The sequence below is a fragment of the Bradyrhizobium sp. SZCCHNRI3043 genome (assembly GCF_032377735.1).
GTDB lineage: Bacteria > Pseudomonadota > Alphaproteobacteria > Rhizobiales > Xanthobacteraceae > Bradyrhizobium.
On record NZ_JAUHID010000028.1, the window covers coordinates 34,332 to 58,748 of the forward strand.

Here is a 24,417-nt window from a genome sequence, read left to right on the forward strand (position 1 = left end):
TGCCCCGCATGCGCATCCTCATTCTCGGCGGGACGACCGAGGCTTCGGAGCTGGCGAAGCTGCTCGCCGGCGACGACCGGTTCGCAGCGACGCTCTCGCTCGCCGGCCGCACCGCTTCGCCCAAACCGCAGCCGCTGCCGACGCGCATCGGCGGCTTCGGCGGCATCGCCGGACTGGAAGCCTGGCTGCGGGATCATGCGATCGACGCCGTCATCGATGCCACGCATCCCTACGCCGACCAGATCTCGCGCCATGCCGTCGCAGCCTGCCATGCGCTGTCGGTGCCGCTGGCGTCGATCCGGCGCGCGGCCTGGCAACGCCAGGCCGGCGATCGCTGGATCGAGGTCGACAGTGCCGACGACGCGGCTTCGGCGCTCGGAGCGGATCCGGCGCGTGTGTTCCTCAGCCTTGGTCGCCTGGAGCTCGCAGCGTTCGGCGCAGCGCCGCAGCATCGCTATGTCGCCCGAACCATCGACCCGCCTGGTGACGTCCTGCTGCCCTCCGACATTCGCTTCGTCCATGATCGGGGGCCGTTCGACGAGCCGACAGAGGAAGCCTTTCTGATCCAGGAGCGCATCGCCTTCGTGGTGTCGAAAAACTCCGGCGGAGCCGCGACCTACCCGAAGATCGCAGCCGCGCGACGGCTCGCGATTCCGGTGGTGATGATCACCCGCCCCGTGAAGCCGCATGGCGTCGCGCTGGACGGCGCGCGGGCCGCGTTGCTGTGGCTGGAGGCGCAGCTCGCTCATGCGCCGCCCTCGACTTCACGACGCAGCGTATAGACGAAGGGCGGCTGGCCCCCGCGCGCGATCAGGCGCGTGGCCGTCGATCCGATCAGCACGAGCGTGCGCATGTCCGCCCTGTCGGGATCCACCTCGCCCAGCGTGGTGATGATCTGTCTGACATCACCACTGCCCGCGGCCCGCACCAGGATGACGATAGTCGAAGCCGGCTTGATCTGCCGCAGCAGCGCGAACGCCTCACCCAGCTGATGCGGTCGCGCCTTGGAGAGCGGATTGTACAGCGCGATGACGAAATCGGCTGCAGCGGCCGCCTCCAGGCGGCGGCGGATGGTCGTCCAGCTCTTGAGATTGTCAGACAGCGAGATCGCACAGAAGTCGCCACCGAGCGGCGCCCCGACCTCAGCCGCGGCTGCCAGCATGGCCGTGACACCAGGCTCGACGCGGATGTCGAGGTCGCGCCAGGCCGCCGGTCCCGCCTCGACCGCTTCGAACACCGCTGCGGCCATCGCGAAGACGCCGGGATCACCACCCGACACCACCGCGACCTGCTTGCCGTCGCTTGCGAGCCCGAGTGCGTGGCGGGCGCGGTCGAGCTCGACGCGATTGTCGCTGGCGTGCCGGATCTGGCCCGGACTCGTCGTGGTCACTCTGTCGAGATACGGTCCATAACCGATCAGATCGGTCGCGCGAGCGATGGCGACCGAGGCGGCCGGCGTGATCAGTTCGGCTCGCCCTGGGCCGACGCCGACAATGGTCAGCGTGCCCGTCATAGCCGCCGCCCCTGTCCGGGGATCAGGATCATCGAGAAATAGGGGCCGCGCTCCAGCTCCACCTCGGCCAGGGGCGCGACACGCTGCGCTTCCATCGTGCCGCGCTCGACATAGAGCGCACGATCGAGCAAGCCGGCGCTGATGATCGCACGCTTCACCTTGGTGAGGTTGCGCCCGACCTTCATGATGACGGCGGCCTCACAACGCGTCAGCCGGTCATGCAGGACGTCCTCGCCCAGCGTGCCCGGCAAAACGGAGAGGACGTCGTCGCCCCAGGTGATCGGAACATTGGCCTTGGTCCAGCAGCCGGACATGCCGGTGACGCCCGGGACGACCTCGACCGGATGATCGCGCTCGAGCCGCCGCCACATATGCATGAACGAGCCGTAGAAGAACGGGTCGCCTTCGGACAGCAGACCGACCGATCGCCCCGCCGCCAGATGCGCGGTGATGCTGTCCGACGCACGTCGGTAGAAGTCGGCGATCTGGGACTGATAGGACAGGTCGGCAACGGGCAATTCCTCCGTGACCGGATATTCGAGCCGCAGCTCGTGCCGGCCCGATTCCATCAACGGCGCGACGATCCGTCGCGCGTTGCCTTCCATGCCGCGCTTGGCAAAGAACGCCACCACATCGACGGACCGGACCAGGCCGGCGGCGCGCAAGGTCAGATAACGAACGTCGCCCGGACCAACGCCGATGCCGTAGAGCGTGCCCGGATTTGCCGAGCCCGCGATGGTGTCCAGCAGGCTCATTCGACATCACTCGCGATGGCATTCACCGCCGCGACCGCCATGGCGCTGCCGCCCTTCCGACCCTTCACGATCAGATACGGCACACGGCCGTCGGCCGCGAGCGCCTCCTTGGATTCCCGGGCTCCGACGAACCCAACGGCCGTTCCGATCACCGCGGCCGGTCGCGGCGCGCCCTGATCGAGCATGTCGAGCAGATGAAACAACGACGTCGGCGCGTTGCCGATCGCCACCAGCGCGCCGCCGAGATGCGGCCGCCACAGCTCCAGCGCCGCCGCGGATCGGGTCGTCCCGAGCTGCGCGGCGAGCGCCGGCACCTCCGGAGCATCGAGCGTGCAGATGATCTCGTTCCTCGCCGGCAGCCGCGCCCGCGTGATCCCCTGCGCCACCATCTTGGCGTCGCACAGGATTGGCGCGCCACGATCGAGCGCCGCCCGCGCTTCGGCGGCGAAGTGTTCGGACATGGCAATGTCGGAGGTGATCTCGACCATGCCGCAGGCATGGATGATGCGCACGGCGATCTTCTCTTCCAGTCCGTGGAAGCGCGACAGATCGGCCTCGGCGCGGATGGTCGCGAACGAACGGCGATAGATCTCCGCCCCGTCCTTGATGTAGTCGCGCAGCTCAGACATCGGCCTTTTCTTTCGTTTCGAACAGCCCGTCGACGTCGGTCTCAGTGGGATCGAGCATGCCGCAGGATTCGCTCTTCACCGTGCCGTTGCGGACGATGTGATAACCTTCGCCCTCGCCGACCAGCACGACGTCTGCGGCTGCCGAGCGTGCGCAGCCCTTGGCGCAGCCGGAGACGTGCAGCGTGCCGTTGAATCCGGTCCGGGCCATCGCATTCGCGAGCACGCGGGCATGCTGTCGCGTCGCCAGTCCCGTCGACGGACAGCAGCCGACGCCCGAGCAGGCGTCGATGCGCATCAGTGGATCGGTATCGTCGACAACCAGGCCGAGCCGGGCTGCATCCGCCACCAGTTGCTCCGCGGTCACGGCGCCCGCGGCGACATACAGCGCGCGCCATGGAGACAGGCGGACCTCGGCGACATCGTGTGCCGCGAGCATGGCCGCAAGCCGCGCCAGCGTGCCGCTATCGATGCGGCCGAATGGCACGCCGAGACCGACGGCGCAGGTTTGATCCGTCAGGGCAATGATGCCGCAACGTCGTTGCGATTTCGCGGCTGATGGCGTCGCGATGACGTTGGAGAGATCAAGGCCCAGTTCGGCGCCGACGGCGGCGCGCGCGTGCGGCGGCAAATCTGCGGAGCGCCGCGTCGGGCTGTGTTGCAGCACCAGCCGCGCGAGCCGCACAGCCGTCGACGCCGCATCGGCATCGGCTGTCGTTCCCAGCCACACGGACTCAACAGAACCGGCGATGCCAACGGCGACACGCCGGGCTTCAGGACCGCTACAGGCGACGAGACGAACATCCGCAGCGAGCCCAGTCAGCGGCAACCTGCCGCCGCCGTCCAGCGCAAAGCCGAACTTGGGCGGCAGCGCATGGAGCGCCTGATCCGAGGCCAGCAGCGTCTCCAGCTCGGCGGCGACGGGGCGCATGTCGACCCATTCGGCCGGGTCGAGTCCCGCCAGCGGGTTGACGACGATGTTGCGGATGGCCTCGAGCTCGGCGCTGTCATCGAGCAGGCCGAGCGATGCCATCAGCTCCCACAGCGGCGCGAGCGTCTCGGACGATACGCCACGCATTTGCAGATTGGCGCGGCGCGTGAGGTCGATCTGGCCGTTGCCGTAGCGCCGAGCAGCCTCGGCAAGCTCACGCGGCGCCGACACCGGCAACGCGCCGCCATGCGGCCGGACGCGAACGATGAGCCCGTCGCCGCTCGGCATCGGACGCCGCGCGCCCGGACACCAGCCCTTGATCTCGACCGAGGCGGTCATGACGCGCTCTCCGCTTGCGTCAGACGCGTGCGGGCATGCGCAAGCTCATCGGCGACCGCATTCCGGCGTGGCACCCATAGCTGCCGGCGTAGCGCATCCTCAAATCGCGAGACGATCGCGGCGACCGCCGCCGGATTGCGCGCGACCATGTTGTCCAACACGGCCTCGTCGCGCAGCAGCGCCCCATGCGCCAGATCGAACAGGTGCTCGGCGACGGCGTCAGAGGTGGCGGCAAAGGCGTAGAGCGCGTCGACGCCCTGCGCGATCTCGGCGACGCCGCGATAGCCATGCGCGAGCATTCCCGCAATCCAGCGCGGATTGGTGAGACGGCCGCGCACCACGCGGGCGATCTCCTCGCCGAATGTCCGCGCCGCCGGCGCCTCCGGACGGCTGGTGTCGAGATGCAGCAGCGCGGGCGACGCGCCGAGCGACGCCGCGGCCGCCGCAAAGCCTCCGGCAAAGTCGGCGACCTCCTCGCCATCGAGCAGGTCGCGCTCACGATCGTCCTGCGGATGCACGAGGGCGTCGGCGCTGCGGACGCGGGCGCGGAACGTGTCGGAAGCAGACGCGCCGTCATGCGTCCCGCCAAAGCTATAAGCGGCGCTCTCGAGATACGCCTCGCCGAGCTGCGACCGGCTCGTCCAGTCCATTCCGAGCGCAAGGTCGGCGGCAACGGCACCGTAGCTGCCAGGCGCCCCGCCGAACACGCGCGCGAGGCTCTCGCCGCGCCGCCGTGCCGCGGCCAGCGGATTGTCGGCATCGTCCTCGTCAAGCGCGGCCACCTTTTGCACGGCGAGATCGAACAGCGCGATCTGCGCTTCGAACAGGTCGCGAAACAGCCCCGAGATCCGCAGCGTCGCATCGATGCGCGGGCGGTCGAGCATCGCCAACGGCAGTACGTCGACGCCGGTGACACGATTGGAGTTGAGGTCCCAGCGCGGCCGCACGCCCAGATAAGCCAAGGCCTGGGCCAGATCGTCACCGCCCGTGCGCAGCGATGCGGACGCCCAGAGATCGAGCATGAGCGCGCGCGGGTAGTCACCATGATCCTGCAAATAGCGCCGGATCACCTCGTCAGCCGCGCGTACGCCGACCACAGCGGCGGTCCGGGTCGGGATCGCACGCGGGTCGATCGCGGTGAGATTACGCCCCGTGGGCAACACGTCGAGCCGGCCGCGGCTCGGCGCGCCGGCGGGACCGGCAGCGACGCGGCGACCGTCGAGTGCCGCGAGCAACGCACTGCGTTCGGCTGCAGCGCTCGCGGCGATCCGTGCGGCGATGTCGGCGCGATCGACCGTCGCGGCCGCCGGCCCCATGGCCGCCGTGATCGCATCCGCAAGCAGGCCGGTCGCCGCCGTGTCGGGCGCTTCCCCGAACACATGCAGGCGGTCGCGCACCGCGAGCTCCTTGATGTCACAGAGCTGCGCATCGAGCTGTGCGATCGCCTCGCGTCCGGTCATCGCACGGTCGAGCCCGCAATCGGCGGCCAAGCCACCCTGCCAGGCCCGCGCGACGATCTCCTCCTCGAGCAGCTTCAGCCGGCGCTTGTCGAGGCCATCCGCCTCGGCATATTCCTCGACCAGCCCCTCCAGCTCCAGCAAGGGTCCGTGCAGACCGGCCTGCGACAGCGGCGGCGTCAGATGCCCGAGCGTCAGGGCCGACAATCGCCGCTTGGCCTGCATCGCTTCGCCGGGATTGTTGACGATGAAGGGATAGATCACCGGCAGCGGGCCCAGCACGGCCTCCGGCCAGCACGCATTTGAGAGCGCCAGTGCCTTGCCAGGCAGCCATTCCAGCGTGCCATGCGCACCGAGATGAATCAGCGCATCGATCCGCTCGGCCTCACGCAGATGCGCATAGAGCGCGACATAGGCGTGCCGCGGAGGCACGCTCGTGTCATGGTACCCAGACTTGCGATCGGCGCGATTGCCACGATCCGGCTGTAGCAGGATCGAGAGTTTTCCCGCACGCAGCACCGGAAAACGGAAGGTGCCATCTCGAACCGCCGGGTCGGCTTCCGCCTCTCCCCAATTGTCATGCGAGGCACGCTGCAGCTCATCCGGCAACAGCGCCAGAGCACACCGATAGGCCGCGAGCGGCACCACGAGCTCATCTGCCTCGTCCCGCAGCAGCGCGTCGACATCTTCGGCGGTCGGCGCTGCGCGGCCGATATCGTACCCCGCCTCCGCCAACAGCCGCGCAATGGCGGCTGCGCTTTCGCTGGTGTCGAGACCGACAGCGTAGCCGCGGCGCCCGCCGCGCGCCGGATAATCGGAAAGCATCAGCGCCACGCGCCGCTCGCTTGCCGGCAGCGCCCGCAGCCGCGCCCATCGCGCCGCGAGCCGGGCGACGTAAGCAATGCGGTCGTGTTGCGGTACATAACGCATCGTGCCGAACTGCAGACGCTCATCCGCCGGCATTTCACCCTTGAACGCAATCGGGCGCGCCAACAGCCGGCCGTCGAGCTCCGGCAGAACGACATTCATGGCCAGATCCGTCGGCGACAGTCCGCGCGCCGACGAGGCCCAGGCCTCTTCGGTGCTCTGCGCCTGGATGATCTGCAAGACCGGCGCGTCCGCGAGGTCGAGCACCGTGGTGCCGTCGTCGCGCAGCGCCGAGAACGCGGTGGCGTTCAAAATGATCGCAGGACGCCGGCGCTGGACGAGTCGCGCCAGTGCATCCCCGATATTGGGATCCTTCAGGCTGGTCACCGCGACCGCGACCGCCGCCAGCCCTTCACCTTCGAGCGCCCGCATCAGCTCCGCGATCCCTGCCGTATCCGCGGCGAGCAGGCCCGCACGGTAGAACACGATCAACGCGGTGGGCCGCGCATCATCGTGGCCGCAGAGATCATCGATGCCGACCGCTCCGCGATCGGGCATGAAGCCGACGATCGAACCGATCGCGACCGGCTCCGCAAAATGCGCGTCGCGCCCGAGCAGCGTCGCGAGATAGCGCAGGGCCTCGCGCGCATTGCCGACGCCGCCCTCGTGCAGATAGCCGTAGAGACGCGAGGTCGCGTCCTTCGGCAGGGTCGAGAGCGCATCGAGCCTCTCGTCGGCGCGATCGTCACCCGGCAGTGCCGCGAACGGGATGTTGCGGCTGCGGCAGACCGATGCGATGCGCTCCAGCCCGTAGCGCCAATAGTCGAGCCCGCCGAGACAGCGCACGACGACGGCGCGCGCGCCGAGCACGACACGGTCGACATAGAGATCGACCGACATCGGATGCTTCAGCCGTTTCAAGCTGGCGAGGCGCAGGCTCGGCAGCTCATCCGACGACGCGGTCCAGGCCTCGGCCAATGCCGACAAATCGCTATCCGAGAACGACAGCACGACGATTTCGGCCGGCGACTGTGCAAGATCCACGGCCTGTTCGAGGTCGTCGAGATCCGCGCCCGTTGTCGCCAGCAGGTGCATCGGTCCCGCCTATCCTGTGATCAGGCTCTGGATGGCGGCGGCATCGAGGCCGCGCTCGCCGATGATCACCAGCCGCCCCTGCCGCGATTCGCCGGATCGCCACGGGCGCTCGAACTGATGCTGGATGCGGTTGCCGACGGCCTGCACCAGGAGGCGCAGCGGCTTGCCGGCGACTTCCACGAACCCCTTCACGCGCAATACGTCATGCGCGTCGACGGCGGCCGCGATGCGGTCGACGAGCGCATCGGGCGAAGCCTGCGCCGGAACGTCGAGCACGAAACTCTCGAAATCGTCGTGGTCGTGCTCGGCCTCGTTGTCGTGATGTGACGGTCGGGCCGCGAGATCGTCCTCCGCTGCGGCACCGAGCCCGAGCAGAATTGAAGCCGACAGCCTGCCGTGCTCCGTCGCGATCACCTTGACGGCACGCTGCACCTTCGCCGTGATCTCGGCCGCGACATCCTTGCGCTGCTCCTCGCTCATCAGGTCGCTCTTGTTCATCACGACGAGATCGGCGCACAGCAGCTGGTCCTCGTAGACCTCCTCCAGCGGGTTGTCGTGATCGAGTGAAGCATCACTGGCGCGCTGCGCGGCGAGCGCTTCGGGATCGTCGGCGAAGCGTCCCGCGACCACCGCCGGGCCGTCGACGACCGCCACCACACCGTCGACGGTGACGCGCGTCGCGATCTCCGGCCAGTTGAAGGCCTGCACCAGCGGCTTCGGCAGCGCGAGCCCCGAGGTCTCGATCACGATATGCTCGGGCGGCTCCTTCTGATCCAGCAGGCTCCTGAGCGCGGGCACGAAATCATCGGCAACGGTGCAGCACAGACAGCCGTTCGACAGCTCGACGATGCGATCCTCCGGACAGTCCGGCACGCCGCAGCCTTTCAGGATGTCGCCGTCGATGCCGACATCGCCGAACTCGTTGACGATGATGGCGAGCCGGCGGCCATTCGCGGTCTCGATCAGGTTGCGCACCAGCGTGGTCTTGCCGGCGCCGAGGAAACCGGTGACGATGGTGCAAGGCGTCTTGGCGAACGACTTCGTCATGGCGATACGATCTCTCGTTTCAGCGTGGTGCTGACAGCGCGGGAACGCGCGCAACGGTGTTCTTGCGGATGTATTCGGGACGCTCGCGCCAGGCCGGCAGGCCGGCGTCATGGCGCTGATGCAGCTGCGCGAATGTCAGCACATCCTGAACATGCAGATCCGGATCGAGCGCGCCGAGCACGTAGGTCCATTTGCCCGGCGCCGTCACTGCAACCGTGCACGCACGATTGCAGTTGGACAGGCACTCGACGCCGACCACGGCGACACCGGCGCGCTGCGCGGTCGGCAACGTCTCGATCGCGGCGAGCAGACGGGCTCCGGCCCGCGGCTGATCAGGCGGCGTAGGTTCCGTCGCCTGCGAACGGCAGGTGACGCAGACGAACAGCGTCGTCTCACCAGTCTCCGATGCGGTCATCAATCAGCCGATCACGCCGGCCGCCGTCGCCGCGGCGACGCCGCCGACCAGCACGATGGCGGCGCCCGCGAGCCGCAGCGCCAGCGGCGCAGCCGCCTTGGCCTTCGCCGACAGCAGCCTGGTGCCGAGGAACGCGCCGGCGGCGATGAGGGTCTGGATCACGAGCAGACCGGCGAGATAGGCCCCGAACGGGGTGTTCTCTGCCCCGACGATCGATTCACCCAGCGCATAGCCGTGGACGAGGCCGGTCACGGCGAACAGGCCGGCGACGGGCAGCACGCCGAAACCGCCACGCATCACCACCACCAGACCGACCACGACGGTGGTCAGGCCGACCAGCAGCTCGGCAGCCGGGATGTTGGCCTTGGCCACATGAAGGCCGACGCCCGCGATCATCGCTGTGGTGAAGGCGAGCACCGGCGCGAAGCCGCGGCCCAGAAGCGCTGCAACGATGCCCGCACCGACGATGGCGGCCAGATGGTCGATTCCGATCACAGGATGGCCGAGGCCGGACAGCAGGCCCTGCGCAAACGTCTGCGGCAGTTTGCCATCCATCATGTGATGCGCGAAGGCGGGATCGGCGGCGAGCAGCACCAGGCTCGCGGCTGCAAAGGTCGTGGTACGGGTCAACTTCATGGCCGTCTCCGTCGCTTGCCGGCTCCCCCAGAGGACCGGACGATGCGCTGCATCCGACGGCATCCCGCCCATCCCGGCGGGATCAGAACCAGCATCGCGACTCCCCGCGCGACGGGTCGGCCAACAGCAATGTCGACGGCAGGTCTCCTGGCTCTCGGGTCACCGCATGAAGCCACCTTCCCGGTTTCCCAGTGGTGTCTTGGCCTCACACTCGCCGATTACAGTTGCGGGGGCAGCCACGGCCTTGGGTCAAGAACCCGCACCGTGTTCCCTAAATCTCTCCTTTCGGAGAACCGTCATCTGTTAGATACGGGTCGCGCCAAAGCCCGTCAATCGGAATCGTCCCCCATGGTCCCCGCCCGCCCGCATCCCGCCCTGCCGCGCCTCACCCTGGTGCTCGGCGGCGCGCGTTCCGGCAAGAGCCGTCATGCCGAGGCGCTCGTGACCGCCCTTCCCGCACCTTGGACCTATGTTGCGACCGCGCAGGCGTTCGACGATGAGATGAAGGACCGAATCGCGCAGCACAAAGCGCGCCGCACCGAGGGATGGCAGACGTTGGAGACCACGCATGATCTTGCAGGCCTGGTCCGTGCACGGGCAAATTCGAGCGCGCCGATGCTGATCGATTGCCTGACGCTGTGGCTCAGCAATGTGATGCTCGCCGACATGAACGTTCCGGCACGATGCGCCGAGCTGATCGAGGCGTTCAGGGACGCGCCTGGCCCCGTCGTGGCCGTGTCCAATGAGGTCGGACTGGGTATCGTGCCGGACAACGCGCTCGCGCGCGCCTTTCGCGATGCCCAGGGGCGACTGAACCAGGACGTCGCGGCCGTGGCCGATCGCGTGATCCTGATGGCGGCCGGCCTGCCGCTGACATTGAAGTAACGGGAAGGACATGCCGATGACCGAAAGCGCCGACGATTCACGCCACAAGGCGAAGATGGAGAACCGCAAGGCGGTGCAGGATGCCGAGGTCGCCTCCAAGACCGTCGAGAAGGGCCTGCTGATCGTTCACACCGGCAAGGGCAAGGGCAAATCGACGGCGGCCTGGGGCCTGATGCTGCGCGCACTCGGCCGCGGTTTTCGCATCGGCGTCGTGCAGTTCGGCAAGGGCGCGTGGGAAACCGGCGAGCGCAAGGCGATCGAGAAGTTCGGCGATCAGGTCTCCTGGCACACGCTCGGCGAGGGCTTCACCTGGGAAACGCAGGATCGCGCGCGCGACGTCGCCGCGGCCGAGCGCGCCTGGGCAAAGGCAAAGGAGCTGATGGCGGATCCGTCGATCCGGCTGCTTGTCCTCGATGAGCTCAACATCGCGCTGCGCTACGATCACCTTGATATCGCAGACGTCGTCGCCACGCTCGCAGGGCGCCGTCCCGATCTGCACGTCGTCGTCACCGGGCGCAACGCCAAGCCGGAGCTGATCGAGGCCGCCGATCTCGTCACCGAGATGAACCTCGTGAAGCATCATTTCGCGGCCGGCGTGAAGGCGCAGGAAGGCATCGAGTACTGAGCTCATGCGCGCGCGCGCCATCATGTTCCAGGGCACCGGCTCCGACGTCGGCAAATCGCTGATCGTCGCGGGGCTCGCGCGCGCGCTGACATTGCGCGGCCTCAAGGTGGCGCCGTTCAAGCCGCAGAACATGTCGAACAACGCCGCCGTCACCGCTGATGGCGGCGAGATCGGCCGTGCCCAGGCGCTGCAGGCGCGCGCGGCGCGGCGGCCGATGACCGTGCACATGAATCCGGTGTTGCTGAAGCCGCAGAGCGAGATCGGGTCGCAGGTCGTGGTGCAGGGCCGCGTGGTCGGCAACGCCAAGGCGTCCGCCTATCAGGCGATGAAGCCGCAACTGATGGCGGCCGTGCTGGACAGCTTCCATCACCTCGCAGCGGATGCCGACATCGTGCTGGTCGAAGGCGCGGGCTCCGCCTCCGAGATCAACCTGCGCGCGGGCGACATCGCCAACATGGGTTTTGCGCAAGCCACGCAGATTCCGGTGGTGCTGATCGGCGATATCGATCGGGGCGGCGTGATTGCGAGCCTGGTCGGCACCAGGACTGTGATCCCGCCGGACGATGCCGCGCGCGTGGCAGGTTTCCTCGTCAACAAGTTTCGCGGCGATCCGGCCTTGTTTGCGTCAGGCATGAACGAGATCGAGAAGCGGACGGGGTGGACATCGCTCGGGCTCATTCCGCATTTTTCGGATGCGCGCCGCCTGCCAGCGGAGGACGCGCTTGGCCTGGCTGAACGCGGATCATCGGGAGGACAGCGGCCGAAGGTCGTCATCCTCGCCTACCCGCGCATCTCCAATTTCGACGAGTTCGATCCGTTGCGGCTGGAAGATGGAATCGATCTGCAGTTTTTGCGGCCTGGCACGCCGATCCCCGGCGACGCATCGATGGTGATCCTGCCGGGCTCGAAGGCCACGATTGCCGATCTCGCCGCCTTGCGTGAAGTCGGCTGGGACATCGATCTTATCGCGCATCTGCGCCGCAGCGGCCGCGTGCTCGGCATCTGCGGCGGCTATCAGATGCTGGGGCGTGTGATCAGCGATCCCGATGGGCACGAGGGCACGCCCGAGTCCGTCGCGGGACTTGGCCTGCTCGACGTCGAAACGACATTGACCGATGACAAGGCGTTGCGCGAGGTCCAGGGCACGCTGACGCACGATAAGCTCTCGTTCCGCGGCTACGAGATGCACATCGGCCACACGGAGGGACGGGCGACACAGCGCCCCTTCCTGACCTTCTCCGATGGCCGGCGCGATGGCGCCATCGCGCCTGATGGCCTGGTAGCCGGCTGCTACGTGCATGGCCTGTTCGCCGACGACGGCCTGCGCAGCCATTGGCTGCGCAGCCTCGGCGCGACGACCAGCGGCCTCTCCTATGAGATCGATGTGGACACGACGTTGGATGCACTCGCGGCGCATCTCGAGCGCTACGTTGACGTGGACCGTATCCTTGCATTGGCGAGCAAGCCCGCGCCGCCCGTGGCGGCTACAGGATCCTGACCAGGACGAGTCCTGCGACGACCAGGGCCTGAACCAGACAGGCCAGCCGATACAGCCGCAAGGCCTGCCGGATGTCGGAGGCGTTGAGATCGGCGCGCCCGTCGCCCATCCAGGCATCGGTGACGAGATGACCGTGATAGACGCGCGGCCCCGCCAGGCGCAGTCCGAGCGCACCAGCCATCGCCGCTTCCGGCCAGCCGGCATTGGGCGAACGATGCTTCGACGCATCACGTGCAACGGCTCGCACCGCGGCCGAAGCCGAGGCGCTCGGGATGCAGGCCGCAGCGGCTGCGATCCACAGCGCGGACAGGCGCGAGGCCGGCAGGTTGACGAGATCGTCGAGCCGCGCCGCCGCCCAGCCGAACGCGCGGTGCCGGTCCGAGAGATGACCGATCATGCTGTCCGCGGTGTTGAGAGCCTTGTAGATCAGGATACCTGGAAGACCACCGACGACGAGCCAGAACACGGGTGCGACGACGCCATCGGAGAAGTTTTCTGCCAGGCTCTCGATCGCGGCCCGCGCAACGCCTGCTTCATCCAGCCGATCGGGATCGCGGCCGACGATCATCGAGACCGCTCGGCGGCCGCCCTCGAGCCCCTCCTGCTCCAGTCCCTCTGCAACCGCGGCGACATGCGTGTCGAGACTGCGCTGGGCCAGCAGGCTGCTTGCCGCCACACCAAGGATGATCGCTGCGACCGGCTCGCCCACGACCGCCTGCATCACCCACGCTGCGGCGAGGCCGATGGTCATCCCCCCCGCGACGAGCAGGCAGACGAGCGCAATGCCGCGGGCACGTCGTGCGGCAAAGCCGTCTGCCCCGTTCCAGCGGCGGTCCGCCCATGCTATCAGCGCACCCATCCACATCACGGGATGGCCGATCCGCCGCACCAGGACCTGGGGATAACCGACCGCCGCCTCGACGAGCAGCGCCGTGAGCGCGAGAGAGACGAACATCGATCTCCGCTGAAGGACAGACATGGACGACAGAGCGACTAGCACGGGCGCGGACCAGCCGGAAGCGATCCTTCACGGCGGCGATCTCGCTGCGATCAGCCGTCGCTACCCGGATGCGCCGCGGCCGTGGATCGATCTGTCGACCGGCATCAATCCCATAGCCTACCCGGTGCCGACCATCCCGCCCGCAAGTTGGGCGCGCTTGCCGGCCCAAGCCGAAGACGACGCGCTGTGCGCAGCGGCTGCTGCGCGCTATGGCGTGGCGGGGCCCGAAATGATCGTTGCCGCGCCCGGCACGCAGGCGCTGTTGCAGATCCTGCCGCGGCTGCGCCCGCGCTCGAGGGTTGCCGTGCTCGCCCCGACCTACGAGGAGCATGCGCTGTGCTGGCGCCGCTGTGGGCATCGCGTCGGTCTGGTCGATGATGTCGATGCGCTCGCCGATGCCGATGTTGCCGTCGTCGTGAATCCCAACAATCCCACCGGCCGCCTGCTGCCCCGCGATGTGCAGGTCGGATTGGCCGCGACCTTGCGCCGGCGCGACGGCCTGCTGATCGTCGACGAAGCATTCATCGATCTTTGTCCCGCCGACGCCAGCCTCGCAGCCGACCTGCCGCCGGCGACGATCGTGCTGCGCTCGTTCGGCAAGACCTACGGCCTTGCCGGCGTCCGCCTCGGTTTCGCGATCGGCTCCGCTGACGTCGTCCGCCGACTCCGCGACGAGCTCGGGCCTTGGGCCGTATCCGGACCTGCGCTCGCGATCGGAACGACGGCCTTGGCCGACGCTGCTTGGCTGGAGCAGACACGCGCGCGGCTGGCGAACGACTGTCAGCGCATCGACGATCTTCTGAGCAAGGCCGGCTGCGCGGTCATCGGCGGCACGCCGCTGTTCAGGCTGATCACATCGCCGAACGCGCCTGACATCGCCGAGCGGCTCGCCCGGCACGGCATCCACGTCCGGCGCTTTCCGGCTCAGCCGAGCTGGCTGCGCTTCGGCCTGCCGGGCAATGCGTCCGAGTGGCACCGGCTGGCGCCGGCGCTCGGCGATGCCTTCTAACCGAGCACGCAGGCGGCAAGCAGCAGCGTTTCCGTGACCTCGATGCTGGCGCCATGGCAATCGCCGGTGATGCCGCCGAGCCGCCATTGCCAGTAGAACGCGACCGCCGGAACGAGACCAATCGCAACCAGCGTCGGTACCGCGCCGGCGAGCGCACCGATCGCGAGTCCGCCGCCCCAGGCGACGATGACGTTCCAGCCGACGCTGTTGGAGATGCTCGCCCCCAGCCCCGGCTTCAGCGAAAGCAGCGTCTTGTTGCACACCAGCGTTCCCCAGCGCGCCCAGGCCGGGATCAGCACGAGCGCCCAGGCCGTCGGCCCCGTCGCCAGCTCGGCGATCAGCACCAGCTTCGCGGCGATCTGCAGGGATATCGCGACGACAGCGAAGCTGCCGGCGTGGGGATCGCCAAGCACGGCGATGAAGCGCTCCGGCTTGCCATGCGAGGCGCCGAACGCATCGGCGACGTCGCCGAGCCCATCGAGATGCAGCGCGCCGGTGATCCCGATCCAGGCGACCAGCACGGTCAGCGCGACGATCCACGGATCGGCATCATGAAAAAGGCGGGCGACCAGCGCCAGACAGGCGCCAATCACCAGTCCGGCTGCCGGAAACCAGACCGACGCCCGCGCCAGATCGTCCGGTCGTAACTCAGCGACCCGCGGTGTCGGCAGCCGTGTCAGGAACTGCAATGCGATCCAGAATTCACGAAGCATCATGGCTGGATGATCTCGACGATTTCGCCCCAAGGTACACCATCATCGCCCTGCCCGGCTTCGAGCGTGATCCGCGTACCAGGGCGAATGCGTAAGCTCCACAGCTGGTGCAGCGGCCAGCCGAGCAGATGCGAGAGCGCTGCGCGTATGGCGCCGCCATGGGTCACCACGAGAACCGGCGCAGGCTCGGGCCGGACAAGGATATGATGTGTTGCGCGCGCCACTCGCGCCTGCAAATCGGACCAGCTCTCACCGCCCGGCGCCCGGACCTCAGCATCGGCATGGAAGGTGTCGAGCAAGGCTTCGCCTCCGGGCTCCGCGGCGATGTCGCGATGCGTCCGCCCGTCCCAGCGTCCGAAATCGAGCTCGCTCCAATCCGCATCGATGTCCAGCGCACAGTTGGTCTGCCGGGCATAATCCTCCGCTGCCGCACGTGCGCGCGCCAACGGCGAGCTGACGACGCTGTGCCAGATCAGGCTCCGCGTCTGCCGCCGGAATTGATCCCAGCCGAGGTCGCTGAGCGGCGGGTCGGTACGGCCGTCGAGATAGCCGTCCCGTCCTGTCGTCCCGTGCCGCAGCAGATCGATCCGCATCAGGACTTGGCTCCCGAGACGGCGGCCTCCGCAAAGGTGGCCATGCCCCCGTGGAGCGCGCAGGCCAACCGAATGATCGGCAGCGCAGTGGCGGCGCCCGAGGCCTCGCCAAGCCGCAGATCGAGGTCGATCAGCGGACGGGCACCGAGCGCGTCGAGCACGATGGCGTGGCCGCGCTCGGCCGAGCGATGCGAGAACAGCAGCCACGGACGGCAGGAGGGATTGAGGCGGACGGCGACCAGCGCCGCGACAGAGACGATGAAGCCGTCGACCAGCACCGGCCAGCGCCGCTGCGCGGCGGCGACGATCGCGCCGGCCATCGCAATGATCTCGAAGCCGCCGACTGCAGCCAGGACATCCGCGACGGCCGCTCCCGCCGTGAGCCCGTGTCGCCCCAACGCATCGGCAATCACCGCAGCCTTCCTGGCCCGTCCGTCGGCGTCGAGCCCGGTGCCGCTGCCGACGATGTCCGCGGGCGCGCATGACAGCAGCGCGGCGGCAATCGCTGCCGCCGATGTCGTGTTGCCGATCCCCATCTCGCCGAAGATCACGAGTTGCGGCGCGTGATCGGCCTGCCGCACCACCGCGCGCCGTCCGGCTTCGGCCGCAAACGCGACCTCCTCCAGCGTCAGCGCCGCCTCGGTGCTGAAGTCGCGCGTGCCGCGCCGCGGCTTGTCGACGATCACGCCGGGCACCGGCTCGCTCGCCAGCGTGCCGACGTCGACCACCTCCAGCGGACAGCCGAGGTTGCGCGCCAGCACCGAGATCGCTGCGCCACCGGCCGCGAAGTTGTGCAGCATCTGCACCGTCACTTCCGGCGGATACGCCGACACGCCCCGCGCCGCGATGCCATGGTCCCCCGCGAACAGCACCACCGGGACCCGATCGGCCCCCGGCCGCTCCAACGCCTGCAGCGCCGCCAGCTCGACCGCCACCTGCTCCAATCGCCCAAGGGCGCCAATCGGCTTGGTCAACTGGGCCTGGCGTTCCAGCGCCGCCTGCCGATGGAGCTCGGACGGCGCCACACAATCAAGGCTGATCCATTCGGGAAGCACCACGGATCCTTTCAGCATCACTCGGGTTCGGGACGATTGCCACTGCGAGGCGACCGAGACAAGCTCCGTGAGGCGCCCTATTGTCATCGAAGCGTCATCGAACGTGACGACAGGTGGCTGCCCACCCAGCCCGAAAGACTCTCATGGAATACTTCCGCCGCTTCACCTTCCTGTTCGCCGCGCCCGTGTTCGAGACCGACGACCTTGCGGGGCTCCGCTTCAACCAGATCATCGAGGAGATCCAGCGCTCGGGCTTCGAGGTGGTGCGCGCCCGCAAGCTGGAGGACGCCGAGATCGCTGTGCAGACGGATGCCGCGATCGGCTGCATGGTCGTCGATTGGGGCAAGAAGGGCCTGGAAGGCAAGACGGCGTCGCTGATCAACCTGATGCGCCGTCGCGGACTGGACTTCCCGATCATCCTCCTGATCCGCCGCAAGCGGTTCGAGGATCTGCCGGTCGAGGTGCTCGACTTCATCGACGGCTACGTGTTCCTGTCGGAGGAGACTCCAGCCTTCATCGCCAAGAACCTGGTCAGCCGGCTGAAGCAATATGCCGAGACACTGAAGACGCCATTCTTCGGCGCGCTGGTCGACTATGCCGAGGAAGGCAACCAGCTCTGGACCTGCCCCGGGCACAATGGCGGCGTGTTCTATAGCCGCAGCCCGATCGGCCGGGTCTTCGTCGAGCATCTCGGCGAGGCCGTGTTCCGCGACGATCTCGACAATTCCGTGCTCGATCTCGGCGATCTCCTGACCCATGAGGGGCCGGCGCTGCGCGCGCAGAAGGAAGCCGCGCAGATCTTCGGCGCCGAGAAGACCTATTTCGTCCTCAACGGTACCTCGACCTCCAACAAGGTCGTGCTCGGGGCCCTGGTCACCGACGGCGACCTCGTGCTGTTCGATCGCAACAACCACAAGGCCGCTCATCACGGCGCGCTGCTGATTTCGGGCGGCGTCCCGATCTACGTTCCAACGGTTCGCAACCCCTGGGGCCTGATCGGCCCGATGCGCTGGGATCTGCTGGACGAAGAGCATCTGCGACAGCAGATCCGCGACAACCCGCTGGTCAAGGACCCCGACGCCTGGCGCAAGGAGCGGCCGTTCCGCGTCGCGGTGGTCGAGGAGTGCACCTATGACGGCACGATCCACAGCGCCGAGATGATCCTGAAGCGGATCGGGCATCTCTGCGACTACATCATGTTCGACGAGGCCTGGGCGGGCTTCATGAAATTCCACCCGCTCTACGCCGGCCGCTTCGCCATGGGCCTCGGCGACCTCGGACCCGACGCCCCCGGCATCATCGCCACGCAATCGACCCACAAGCAGCTCGCGAGCTTCTCCCAGGCCTCGCAGATCCACGTCAAGGACCGCCACATCAAGGGCCAGCGGCGGCGGGTCGAGCATCGCCGCTTCAACGAAAGCTTCATGCAGCACGCCTCGACCTCGCCGTTCTATCCGCTGTTCGCCTCGCTGGACGTCGGCGCGCAGATGATGAAGGGCCGCTCCGGTGAGGTGCTGTGGGACGACACGATCCGGCTCGGAATCGAATTGCGCAAGAAGATCAGGGCGATGCGCCGGGAATTCGAGGAGAAGGAGAAGGATCCGGCGCGGCGCTGGTTCTTCGAGCCGTTCGTGCCGGACCGGGTGTCGATCCCCGATGCGGCCAATCCCGGGGCTAGCCATGACGTGGCCTGGGAGGCGATCTCGACCGACCAGCTCGCGACCGATACCGCGCTGTGGCAGCTCACGCCGGGCGCGGCATGGCACGGCTTTCCGGATCTCGCCCCCGGCTTCGCAATGACCGATCCGAACAAGCTGACCCTGCTGACCCCGGGCTTCGATCGCGCCACCGGCGGCTATGCCGATCACGGCATCCCGGCTCCGATCGTCGCGCAATATCTGCGCGAGAACCGCATCGTGGCGGAGAAGAACGATCTCAACTCGCTGCTGTTCCTGCTGACGCCGGGGGTCGAGGCGAGCAAGGCGGGAACCCTGATCAGTGGCCTGGTCGCCTTCAAGCGGCTCCACGATGACAACGTGCTGCTGGAGGACGCCATTCCGGAGTTCACCCGCAAGCGCTTTGCGCGTTACGGCAAGCTGCGGCTGCGCGACCTCTGCGGAGAGATGCACCGCTTCTACCGCGAAGCCGAGGTGAGCGCGCTGCAGGCAAAGCAGTTCCAGCCGCAGCACATGCCGGAGATCGCGATGTCACCACGCGAGGCGGCGCGTGCGCTGATGCGCAACGAGGTCGACTACCTGCCGATCGATCGGATCGCCGGGCGCATTGCGACGACCCCCTTCGTGGTCTATCCGCCGGGCATCGCCACCATCGTTCCGGGCGAGCGGCTATCCGACCGCGCCAAGCCGATGATCGATTACCTCAAGATGTTCGAGCGGGCGTTCAACGCCTATCCCGGTTTCGAGGTCGAAATACAGGGGCTGTATAAGGAGCTCGACGAGTCCGGCCGGATCCGGCTCCATACCTATGTCTGCGCAGAGTAATTCGAACCATGGACAGCGCGATCACGGCTCGCGACACCGAGCCGCCGGTCCTCGTCAGGCCGTCACGCGACGAGGATGTCGAGGCCATGCTCTCGATCTACCGGCGGCATGTCCGCCGCGGGGTCGAGGACAGCGCCGCCGGTTCCGGGGCGCCCGAGCCGGACGACCTCAAGCAGCGGCGCAAGAATCTGCGAAATCATCGGCTGCCACATCTTGTCGCGACATTCCGCGGCGAAGTCGTGGGCTATGCCTATGTCGTCTTGTTCAGGAAGCGGCCGGCCTACCGGTTCGCGGTCAAGCATTCGATCTATGTCCACCATGAGCATCTCGGCCGTGGTGTCGGCGGGCTGCTGATGCAGGCGCTGATCGATGCATCCGCCGCGGCCGGATATCGCCAGATGATCGGCTATATCGACGCCGATAATGTCGCCTCGCTCGGCATTCATGAGCGCTTCGGGTTCGTCAGGGTGGGGCTGCTGCCGGGAGTAGCCTACCGTTTCGGCCGCTGGTGCGACACAGTGATGGTGCAGCGCTCGCTTGGCCCCGGAGCCAGCGACGCACCGGCTGGGATGGGCCGCTGAGCCGCAGGTCAGGACGGAAAGTCGGCCGCCTTCACCTCAATGCGGTCGGCATGCAGCGACCAGTCGCGCACCTCCTGCTGTTCGCAGAACCTGGACTTTGCGATTTCTGCGGCTTCGCCTTCGCTGTCGGCCTCAACCTCCAACGTGCTCTGGCAAATCTCGCACTGGCGGCCATTCTCGCCCAGCACGTCCTTCATGAAATGGATGACATAGCGCGACATGCAACCTCCTGCCTCTCACGCAGTGCTCGAAGGTGATGTTACCGCGCTTCTCCTCCCGCTGTTCACCGATATCAAGCGGCCGATGCAAATATTTGACGCAGCGGTGGAACCGGCGCTCAGGCGCCCACCGAAGGCAGGCTCGCGGCGGCGATCGCGACGAACTCCGAGACGGCGCGACGGACGCGGCCGTGGGTCGACTTCAGGATGGCGTTCAACCGGCGCATCGGACCAATTTCCCTTCCGCGCCGAGCGAAAAACGTGGCCTAAGCTCATGGCGCCCCTGGAAAAATGATCAGCCACCACTGGGCTGTCGAGACGGCTCCGAAAATAGCAATGTCCGCTTCGCCGAAGCCGCCCTGGAGAGAAGATTTATTGCTGCGTCGCAGCTTGCGACGCATGAAATCTTCTCCCCGCAATCACTTCTCTTCTGGCTACGAGGGCGTCACTCCGAACGCCTCGCGGAAACGAGCGCTGTAGCGCGGCCAGGCCTCGGGATTGATCAGGCGCGGCGGCCGGCCGCCGTCGAGCGCGGCGAGCAGTTGCTCGGCCGCGATCCGGCCCATGTTCTGCCGCGCCTCCCGCGTCACGCCGGCGGTGTGCGGGCTCGCCAGCACGTTGTCGAGCTGCAGCAGCGGATGGTCCGGCGGCGGCGGTTCCTTGGCCCAGACGTCGAGCCCGGCGCCGGCGAGGCGCTTTTCGCTGAGCGCGGCGAACAGCGCCTCCTCGTCATGGATGAAGCCGCGGGCGGTGGTGACGAAATAGGCGCTAGGCTGCATCAGCGCGAACTCGCGGGCACCGATCATGCCGCGGCTTTCCTTCGTCAGCGGGCAGTTGATCGAGACGAAATCCGAGCTCCGCATCAGGTCATGGAGTTCCACCTTCTCCGCGCCGCGTGCGGCGATCTCCTCGGACGAGAGATACGGATCATAGGCCAGCACCGTCATGCCGAGGATGCCGCGGCACAGCTCGGCAACCCGGCGGCCGACATTGCCAAGCCCGATGATGCCGATCGTCCGTCCCTGCACCTCGTTGCCGATCAAATCGTTGCGGTTGACATCGCGCTCCCGGCGCAGCCGGCGGTCGGACTGGATGATGCGCTTCGACAGGGTCAGCATCATGCCGAGCGTGTGCTCCGCCACCGAATGGGCGTTGCCGCCGGACTGGTTCACGACGAGGACGCCGGCCTCGGTGCAGGCGTCGACGTCGACCGGGTCGTATCCGGCCCCGTTGCTGGACACGACGAGGAGGTTTGGGGCGCGGCGCAGCAGGTCTGCATCGACGTGGAAGCGCGGCGCGAGCTCGTCGCGGGCCGCCCCGATCTGGTAGGCGTGAGCCGCCGCGAGGATCGCCGCCGTCTCGGCCTCGGAGCTCTCGTTCTCCAGCCGGTCGAGCCGGACGTCGGGGCGCGCGGCGAGCAGCTCACTGAAGATCGGGTGGGCCAGGTATTTGACGTAGAAGACGCGTTTGGAATTCGCGACCATGGACAGCCGACCTCCTGGTTTCTTGGTTCTTGATTTCGGACTTGAAAGGCGGATGCCTGACCGGCCGGGCCGGCATGTTGACAATCGTTCCGGTGCCGTCAAGCTCAGCGCCAAGCCCCGTGCGCCGGGCCCCCATCAGGAACGACCGGAGGAACAGCAATGGCCGCCGATGCCGATGCGGCGCGATCAGCAACCGCTGTGCCGAATTGGCACGAGATCGTGCTGCAGACGTTCAAGCACAACGCCGTCGACCTCATCCCCTACGTACCCGACCGGGTGCTGACGCCGCTGATCCAGAACCTGCACGACGATCCGTTCTTCACGACCTTTGCGACGGCGCGCGAGGAGGAAGCGGTCGGCATTCTCACTGGGGCCTGGATGGGCGGCCGACGCGGCGCGCTGTTGATGCAGACCTCGGGCTTCGCCACGCTCGCCAACGTGCTGGCCTCGCTGATCGTGCCCTGCCAGATCCCGCTGATCATGATCGTGTCCGAGCGCGGCACGCTGGGCGAGTTCAATGTCGGCCAGTCGCTGGTGTGCCGAACCATGCGGCCGGTGCTCGATGCGCTGGCCATGGAGCACCACACCATGACGCGGCTCGACGAGCTCGAATTCGTCGTCGACCGCTCGATCAAGCAGGCGGTGGCGACCCAGGCGCCGGTGGCGCTCATCCTCTCGCCTTTGCTCACCGGCGGAAAGGTGTTCGCATGAGCGCCCCTCACAGCAACACCAAGATCATGAACCGCTACGACCTCACCTGCCGTCTGGTCGCGAAGCTCAAGCACGAGGAAGCCGTCATCGGCGGCATCGGCAACACCAATTTCGACCTGTGGGCCGCCGGCCAGCGGCCGCAGAATTTCTACATGCTCGGCAGCATGGGGCTGGCCTGCCCGATCGCGCTCGGCGTCGCGCTGGCGCAGCCGCAACGCCCTGTGTTCGCGCTCGAAGGCGACGGCTCGCTGCTGATGCAACTGGGCTGCCTGACCACGATTGCCACGCTGGCGCCGAAGAATTTGGCCATCATCGTCATGGACAACGGCATCTACCAGATCACCGGCAGCCAGCCGACCTCGGCCCGGCAGGCCGACATTGTCGCCATTGCCGCCGGCTGCGGCATCGGCGCCAGCCATTGGGCCGCAGACGAGGAAGATTTCGAACGCTTGATCGCTCTTGCGCTCGAGTCGCCCGGCCCGGTGCTGATTGCGGCGAAGATCGACGACAAGCCCGGTGTGGGCGCCACCAGGCGCGATCCGGCACAGATCCGCGAGCGCTTCATGCAGGGTCTGGGAGTCCGGCAGCCGATCTGAGGCGCCGGACGAAAGCTGTTCGCGGTACGATGAGAAGGCCATGTTCCGGCTTCCGAGCCACGTTAACTAAACCGGTGCCTCAAGCGACCGTGACCCCGGTTCGTGGCCCGGAACGTGCTAAGCAGCGTCCATGATGATCGTCATTCGCCTCTCGGCCTGGCTGCTCGCCGCAGCCGTTGCCTTCGCAACGCTGGGCCCGCCCAACTATAGGCCACATTCGCACCTGGGACAGGACGGCGAACACGCCCTCGCCTTCATCCTGATCGGCCTTGCCTTCGGCCTCGCCTATCGCAGTCATCGGCTGCTGACCACCGGGATTGCGGTGATCCTGATCGGTGCACTCGAACTCTCGCAGTTCCTGGCGCCGGGACGTCACGCGCGGCTGGAAGACTTCATCGTCGACGCCGCGGCCGCCTGCCTCGGATTTGGCCTGTCCGCGGCCATCGACTGGCTCATCCGACAGATCCGCACGCAGACCGCATGACGAGAGGCCCCGCCGCTGATGCGACGAGGCCCCTGTCCGTCAGAACGTCAGATCACTCGATGATCTTGATGACGCGGCGCGTGCGCGGATCGACGATCACGCGGCGATCGTTCACGACGGCGTAGCGATACTCGGTGTAGCGCGGCACCGGGCGCAGCTCGACGGTGGCGGGCAGCGGCTCGCCGACCACAACGCGCTCATGGACGACCACCGACGGCGCGCGCTCGGCCTCGATCGAGTTGATCACCGCGTTCGGAATTTCCAGGCCCGCACCGACGGCGGCGCCGACCGTGCCACCCACCATGGCGCCGACCGGACCGGCAACGGCGCCGCCGGCCGCAGCGCCATTGGCGGCACCTTCGACGGTCGTGGACTGTGCGAACGCAGCGGTCGACGCCAGCAGCGAGGTGGCGATCAGCGAAACGGCAAGACGGTTTCTCATCATTGTCTCTCCTCCAGTGCTTTCGAGATGCCGTTCAACACCAAGGGATCGCCTGCAGTTCCGGTTCCAAATGGCCGAAACTTCATCATGCCACCGGGAACAAAACCTCGAACTCGTCGAGGACGACAGAAATTGCTCAGTTGCTATCCACGTTTCAAACAACCACGCGCAGGTTCGCACTCTCGCGGCGGATCACGCCCGAGTCCCACGATCGACGGCCCTTCGATGAATCGAGAGGGCGCAGGGAATGCCGGGTGAAGGCCTATCGGGATAGGGGGGAGTCTCGCGACTCCACCCCTCCCACACCACCGTACATACGGATCACGTATACGGCGGTTCGG

The 24,417-nt window shown here is 67.4% G+C and carries 26 protein-coding genes and 1 riboswitch; of the genes, 10 read left to right on the plus strand and 16 right to left on the minus strand.

Annotated features, from left to right (window positions below; translation table 11 throughout):
- Positions 1-8 precede the first annotated feature (8 nt).
- Positions 9-782 (plus strand): cobalt-precorrin-6A reductase, encoded by a 774-nt coding sequence (locus QX124_RS30435; protein WP_315799158.1) that lies wholly within the window; start codon positions 9-11, stop codon positions 780-782.
- Here the strand turns inward: QX124_RS30435 and cobJ are convergent.
- The 8 genes from cobJ to QX124_RS30475 are packed head-to-tail and all read right to left on the minus strand — an operon-like array spanning position 746 to position 9,681.
- Complete coding sequence (gene cobJ / locus QX124_RS30440; RefSeq protein ID WP_315799159.1) at positions 746-1,513, minus strand: precorrin-3B C(17)-methyltransferase; 768 nt, start codon at positions 1,511-1,513, stop codon at positions 746-748. The two genes, QX124_RS30435 and cobJ, sit on opposite strands and share 37 nt — an antisense overlap.
- Entirely contained in the window at positions 1,510-2,268 is a 759-nt protein-coding gene (locus tag QX124_RS30445) for a precorrin-2 C(20)-methyltransferase (RefSeq protein WP_315777613.1), read from the minus strand. Before QX124_RS30445 ends, cobJ begins: the two co-directional genes overlap by 4 nt.
- Positions 2,265-2,897 (minus strand): precorrin-8X methylmutase, encoded by a 633-nt coding sequence (locus QX124_RS30450; protein ID WP_315799160.1) that lies wholly within the window; start codon positions 2,895-2,897, stop codon positions 2,265-2,267. The genes QX124_RS30445 and QX124_RS30450 overlap by 4 nt, the downstream gene beginning before the upstream one ends.
- Complete coding sequence (gene cobG, locus QX124_RS30455) at positions 2,890-4,164, minus strand: precorrin-3B synthase (RefSeq protein WP_315799161.1); 1,275 nt, start codon at positions 4,162-4,164, stop codon at positions 2,890-2,892. Before cobG ends, QX124_RS30450 begins: the two co-directional genes overlap by 8 nt.
- Entirely contained in the window at positions 4,161-7,583 is a 3,423-nt protein-coding gene (gene cobN, locus QX124_RS30460) for a cobaltochelatase subunit CobN (RefSeq protein WP_315799162.1), read from the minus strand. Before cobN ends, cobG begins: the two co-directional genes overlap by 4 nt.
- A 9-nt stretch (positions 7,584-7,592) precedes the next feature.
- Positions 7,593-8,630: a cobalamin biosynthesis protein CobW gene (gene cobW, locus QX124_RS30465; protein ID WP_315799163.1), complete on the minus strand. Its 1,038-nt coding sequence runs from the start codon at positions 8,628-8,630 to the stop codon at positions 7,593-7,595.
- 19 nt (positions 8,631-8,649) lie between these two features.
- Positions 8,650-9,045, minus strand: a complete 396-nt coding sequence (locus QX124_RS30470) for a DUF1636 domain-containing protein (RefSeq protein ID WP_315739769.1) — start codon at positions 9,043-9,045, stop codon at positions 8,650-8,652.
- 3 nt (positions 9,046-9,048) lie between these two features.
- A complete protein-coding gene (locus QX124_RS30475) occupies positions 9,049-9,681 on the minus strand; it encodes a HupE/UreJ family protein (protein ID WP_315799164.1) in 633 nt (210 codons plus the stop codon).
- Between the two features lie 119 nt (positions 9,682-9,800).
- A riboswitch (cobalamin riboswitch) is annotated at positions 9,801-9,994 on the minus strand.
- Positions 9,995-10,029: 35 nt separating this feature from the next.
- Here QX124_RS30475 and cobU point away from each other — a divergent pair.
- The 3 genes from cobU to QX124_RS30490 are packed head-to-tail and all read left to right on the plus strand — an operon-like array spanning position 10,030 to position 12,689.
- On the plus strand, positions 10,030-10,566 hold the full coding sequence (gene cobU / locus QX124_RS30480; RefSeq protein WP_315799165.1) for a bifunctional adenosylcobinamide kinase/adenosylcobinamide-phosphate guanylyltransferase: 537 nt from the start codon (positions 10,030-10,032) through the stop codon (positions 10,564-10,566).
- Between the two features lie 16 nt (positions 10,567-10,582).
- The gene (gene cobO / locus QX124_RS30485; protein WP_315799166.1) at positions 10,583-11,191 is read left to right on the plus strand and encodes a cob(I)yrinic acid a,c-diamide adenosyltransferase; all 609 of its coding nucleotides are present in this window, start codon (positions 10,583-10,585) and stop codon (positions 11,189-11,191) included.
- 4 nt (positions 11,192-11,195) lie between these two features.
- Positions 11,196-12,689, plus strand: a complete 1,494-nt coding sequence (locus QX124_RS30490) for a cobyric acid synthase (RefSeq protein WP_315799167.1) — start codon at positions 11,196-11,198, stop codon at positions 12,687-12,689.
- Here the strand turns inward: QX124_RS30490 and cbiB are convergent.
- Entirely contained in the window at positions 12,676-13,644 is a 969-nt protein-coding gene (gene cbiB / locus QX124_RS30495; RefSeq protein WP_315799168.1) for an adenosylcobinamide-phosphate synthase CbiB, read from the minus strand. The genes QX124_RS30490 and cbiB overlap by 14 nt on opposite strands.
- Before the next feature lie 22 nt (positions 13,645-13,666).
- Between cbiB and cobD the strand changes: the two genes are divergently transcribed.
- Entirely contained in the window at positions 13,667-14,698 is a 1,032-nt protein-coding gene (gene cobD, locus QX124_RS30500; RefSeq protein ID WP_315799169.1) for a threonine-phosphate decarboxylase CobD, read from the plus strand.
- Here cobD and cobS read toward each other — a convergent pair.
- Genes cobS through cobT form a run of 3 tightly spaced genes read right to left on the minus strand, consistent with a single transcriptional unit; the run spans position 14,695 to position 17,059 of the window.
- Positions 14,695-15,414 carry an adenosylcobinamide-GDP ribazoletransferase gene (gene cobS / locus QX124_RS30505; RefSeq protein WP_315739776.1) on the minus strand — a complete coding sequence of 240 codons (720 nt, stop codon included), beginning with the start codon at positions 15,412-15,414 and terminating at the stop codon, positions 14,695-14,697. The genes cobD and cobS overlap by 4 nt on opposite strands.
- Positions 15,411-16,004 carry a histidine phosphatase family protein gene (locus QX124_RS30510; protein ID WP_315786185.1) on the minus strand — a complete coding sequence of 198 codons (594 nt, stop codon included), beginning with the start codon at positions 16,002-16,004 and terminating at the stop codon, positions 15,411-15,413. Before QX124_RS30510 ends, cobS begins: the two co-directional genes overlap by 4 nt.
- Positions 16,004-17,059: a nicotinate-nucleotide--dimethylbenzimidazole phosphoribosyltransferase gene (gene cobT, locus QX124_RS30515; protein WP_315799177.1), complete on the minus strand. Its 1,056-nt coding sequence runs from the start codon at positions 17,057-17,059 to the stop codon at positions 16,004-16,006. The genes QX124_RS30510 and cobT overlap by 1 nt, the downstream gene beginning before the upstream one ends.
- A 143-nt stretch (positions 17,060-17,202) precedes the next feature.
- On the opposite strand from cobT, the gene QX124_RS30520 reads away from it, so the two are divergent.
- Entirely contained in the window at positions 17,203-19,560 is a 2,358-nt protein-coding gene (locus QX124_RS30520; protein WP_315799170.1) for an Orn/Lys/Arg decarboxylase N-terminal domain-containing protein, read from the plus strand.
- 8 nt (positions 19,561-19,568) lie between these two features.
- Positions 19,569-20,141: a GNAT family N-acetyltransferase gene (locus QX124_RS30525; RefSeq protein ID WP_315770418.1), complete on the plus strand. Its 573-nt coding sequence runs from the start codon at positions 19,569-19,571 to the stop codon at positions 20,139-20,141.
- An 8-nt stretch (positions 20,142-20,149) separates the two neighbouring features.
- Here QX124_RS30525 and QX124_RS30530 read toward each other — a convergent pair whose 3' ends face one another.
- From QX124_RS30530 to QX124_RS30540, 3 genes are all read right to left on the minus strand, one after another.
- On the minus strand, positions 20,150-20,362 hold the full coding sequence (locus QX124_RS30530) for a hypothetical protein (RefSeq protein WP_315756427.1): 213 nt from the start codon (positions 20,360-20,362) through the stop codon (positions 20,150-20,152).
- A gap of 269 nt (positions 20,363-20,631) precedes the next feature.
- A complete protein-coding gene (locus QX124_RS30535) occupies positions 20,632-20,760 on the minus strand; it encodes a hypothetical protein (protein ID WP_315739783.1) in 129 nt (42 codons plus the stop codon).
- A 33-nt stretch (positions 20,761-20,793) separates the two neighbouring features.
- Complete coding sequence (locus QX124_RS30540; RefSeq protein ID WP_315799171.1) at positions 20,794-21,843, minus strand: hydroxyacid dehydrogenase; 1,050 nt, start codon at positions 21,841-21,843, stop codon at positions 20,794-20,796.
- A 159-nt stretch (positions 21,844-22,002) separates the two neighbouring features.
- Between QX124_RS30540 and QX124_RS30545 the strand changes: the two genes are divergently transcribed.
- The 3 genes from QX124_RS30545 to QX124_RS30555 all read left to right on the plus strand — a co-directional run bounded on the left by QX124_RS30545 (position 22,003) and on the right by QX124_RS30555 (position 23,634).
- Entirely contained in the window at positions 22,003-22,554 is a 552-nt protein-coding gene (locus QX124_RS30545; protein WP_315770423.1) for a thiamine pyrophosphate-binding protein, read from the plus strand.
- Positions 22,551-23,150: a thiamine pyrophosphate-dependent enzyme gene (locus tag QX124_RS30550; protein ID WP_315799172.1), complete on the plus strand. Its 600-nt coding sequence runs from the start codon at positions 22,551-22,553 to the stop codon at positions 23,148-23,150. The genes QX124_RS30545 and QX124_RS30550 overlap by 4 nt, the downstream gene beginning before the upstream one ends.
- A gap of 130 nt (positions 23,151-23,280) precedes the next feature.
- On the plus strand, positions 23,281-23,634 hold the full coding sequence (locus QX124_RS30555; RefSeq protein WP_315739787.1) for a VanZ family protein: 354 nt from the start codon (positions 23,281-23,283) through the stop codon (positions 23,632-23,634).
- A 52-nt stretch (positions 23,635-23,686) separates the two neighbouring features.
- Here the strand turns inward: QX124_RS30555 and QX124_RS30560 are convergent, their stop codons facing one another.
- Complete coding sequence (locus QX124_RS30560; RefSeq protein ID WP_315799173.1) at positions 23,687-24,076, minus strand: DUF1236 domain-containing protein; 390 nt, start codon at positions 24,074-24,076, stop codon at positions 23,687-23,689.
- Positions 24,077-24,417: the final 341 nt, after the last annotated feature.

Excerpts from the sequence above, each read along its gene's own strand:
- cobS (WP_315739776.1), bottom strand. The coding sequence starts at position 15,414 with ATGATGCTTCGTGAATTCTGGATCGCATTGCAGTTCCTGACACGGCTG.
- QX124_RS30530 (WP_315756427.1), bottom strand. The coding sequence starts at position 20,362 with ATGTCGCGCTATGTCATCCATTTCATGAAGGACGTGCTGGGCGAGAAT.
- cbiB (WP_315799168.1), bottom strand. The coding sequence starts at position 13,644 with ATGTTCGTCTCTCTCGCGCTCACGGCGCTGCTCGTCGAGGCGGCGGTC.
- QX124_RS30550 (WP_315799172.1), top strand. The coding sequence starts at position 22,551 with ATGAGCGCCCCTCACAGCAACACCAAGATCATGAACCGCTACGACCTC.
- QX124_RS30560 (WP_315799173.1), bottom strand. The coding sequence starts at position 24,076 with ATGAGAAACCGTCTTGCCGTTTCGCTGATCGCCACCTCGCTGCTGGCG.
- cobU (WP_315799165.1), top strand. The coding sequence starts at position 10,030 with ATGGTCCCCGCCCGCCCGCATCCCGCCCTGCCGCGCCTCACCCTGGTG.
- QX124_RS30555 (WP_315739787.1), top strand. The coding sequence starts at position 23,281 with ATGATGATCGTCATTCGCCTCTCGGCCTGGCTGCTCGCCGCAGCCGTT.
- cobW (WP_315799163.1), bottom strand. The coding sequence starts at position 8,630 with ATGACGAAGTCGTTCGCCAAGACGCCTTGCACCATCGTCACCGGTTTC.
- cobD (WP_315799169.1), top strand. The coding sequence starts at position 13,667 with ATGGACGACAGAGCGACTAGCACGGGCGCGGACCAGCCGGAAGCGATC.
- QX124_RS30435 (WP_315799158.1), top strand. The coding sequence starts at position 9 with ATGCGCATCCTCATTCTCGGCGGGACGACCGAGGCTTCGGAGCTGGCG.
- QX124_RS30490 (WP_315799167.1), top strand. The coding sequence starts at position 11,196 with ATGCGCGCGCGCGCCATCATGTTCCAGGGCACCGGCTCCGACGTCGGC.
- QX124_RS30520 (WP_315799170.1), top strand. The coding sequence starts at position 17,203 with ATGGAATACTTCCGCCGCTTCACCTTCCTGTTCGCCGCGCCCGTGTTC.
- QX124_RS30470 (WP_315739769.1), bottom strand. The coding sequence starts at position 9,045 with ATGACCGCATCGGAGACTGGTGAGACGACGCTGTTCGTCTGCGTCACC.
- QX124_RS30510 (WP_315786185.1), bottom strand. The coding sequence starts at position 16,004 with ATGCGGATCGATCTGCTGCGGCACGGGACGACAGGACGGGACGGCTAT.
- cobO (WP_315799166.1), top strand. The coding sequence starts at position 10,583 with ATGACCGAAAGCGCCGACGATTCACGCCACAAGGCGAAGATGGAGAAC.
- cobG (WP_315799161.1), bottom strand. The coding sequence starts at position 4,164 with ATGACCGCCTCGGTCGAGATCAAGGGCTGGTGTCCGGGCGCGCGGCGT.
- cobJ (WP_315799159.1), bottom strand. The coding sequence starts at position 1,513 with ATGACGGGCACGCTGACCATTGTCGGCGTCGGCCCAGGGCGAGCCGAA.
- QX124_RS30450 (WP_315799160.1), bottom strand. The coding sequence starts at position 2,897 with ATGTCTGAGCTGCGCGACTACATCAAGGACGGGGCGGAGATCTATCGC.
- QX124_RS30445 (WP_315777613.1), bottom strand. The coding sequence starts at position 2,268 with ATGAGCCTGCTGGACACCATCGCGGGCTCGGCAAATCCGGGCACGCTC.
- QX124_RS30545 (WP_315770423.1), top strand. The coding sequence starts at position 22,003 with ATGGCCGCCGATGCCGATGCGGCGCGATCAGCAACCGCTGTGCCGAAT.
- QX124_RS30535 (WP_315739783.1), bottom strand. The coding sequence starts at position 20,760 with ATGCGTCGCAAGCTGCGACGCAGCAATAAATCTTCTCTCCAGGGCGGC.
- QX124_RS30525 (WP_315770418.1), top strand. The coding sequence starts at position 19,569 with ATGGACAGCGCGATCACGGCTCGCGACACCGAGCCGCCGGTCCTCGTC.
- QX124_RS30475 (WP_315799164.1), bottom strand. The coding sequence starts at position 9,681 with ATGAAGTTGACCCGTACCACGACCTTTGCAGCCGCGAGCCTGGTGCTG.
- QX124_RS30540 (WP_315799171.1), bottom strand. The coding sequence starts at position 21,843 with ATGGTCGCGAATTCCAAACGCGTCTTCTACGTCAAATACCTGGCCCAC.
- cobN (WP_315799162.1), bottom strand. The coding sequence starts at position 7,583 with ATGCACCTGCTGGCGACAACGGGCGCGGATCTCGACGACCTCGAACAG.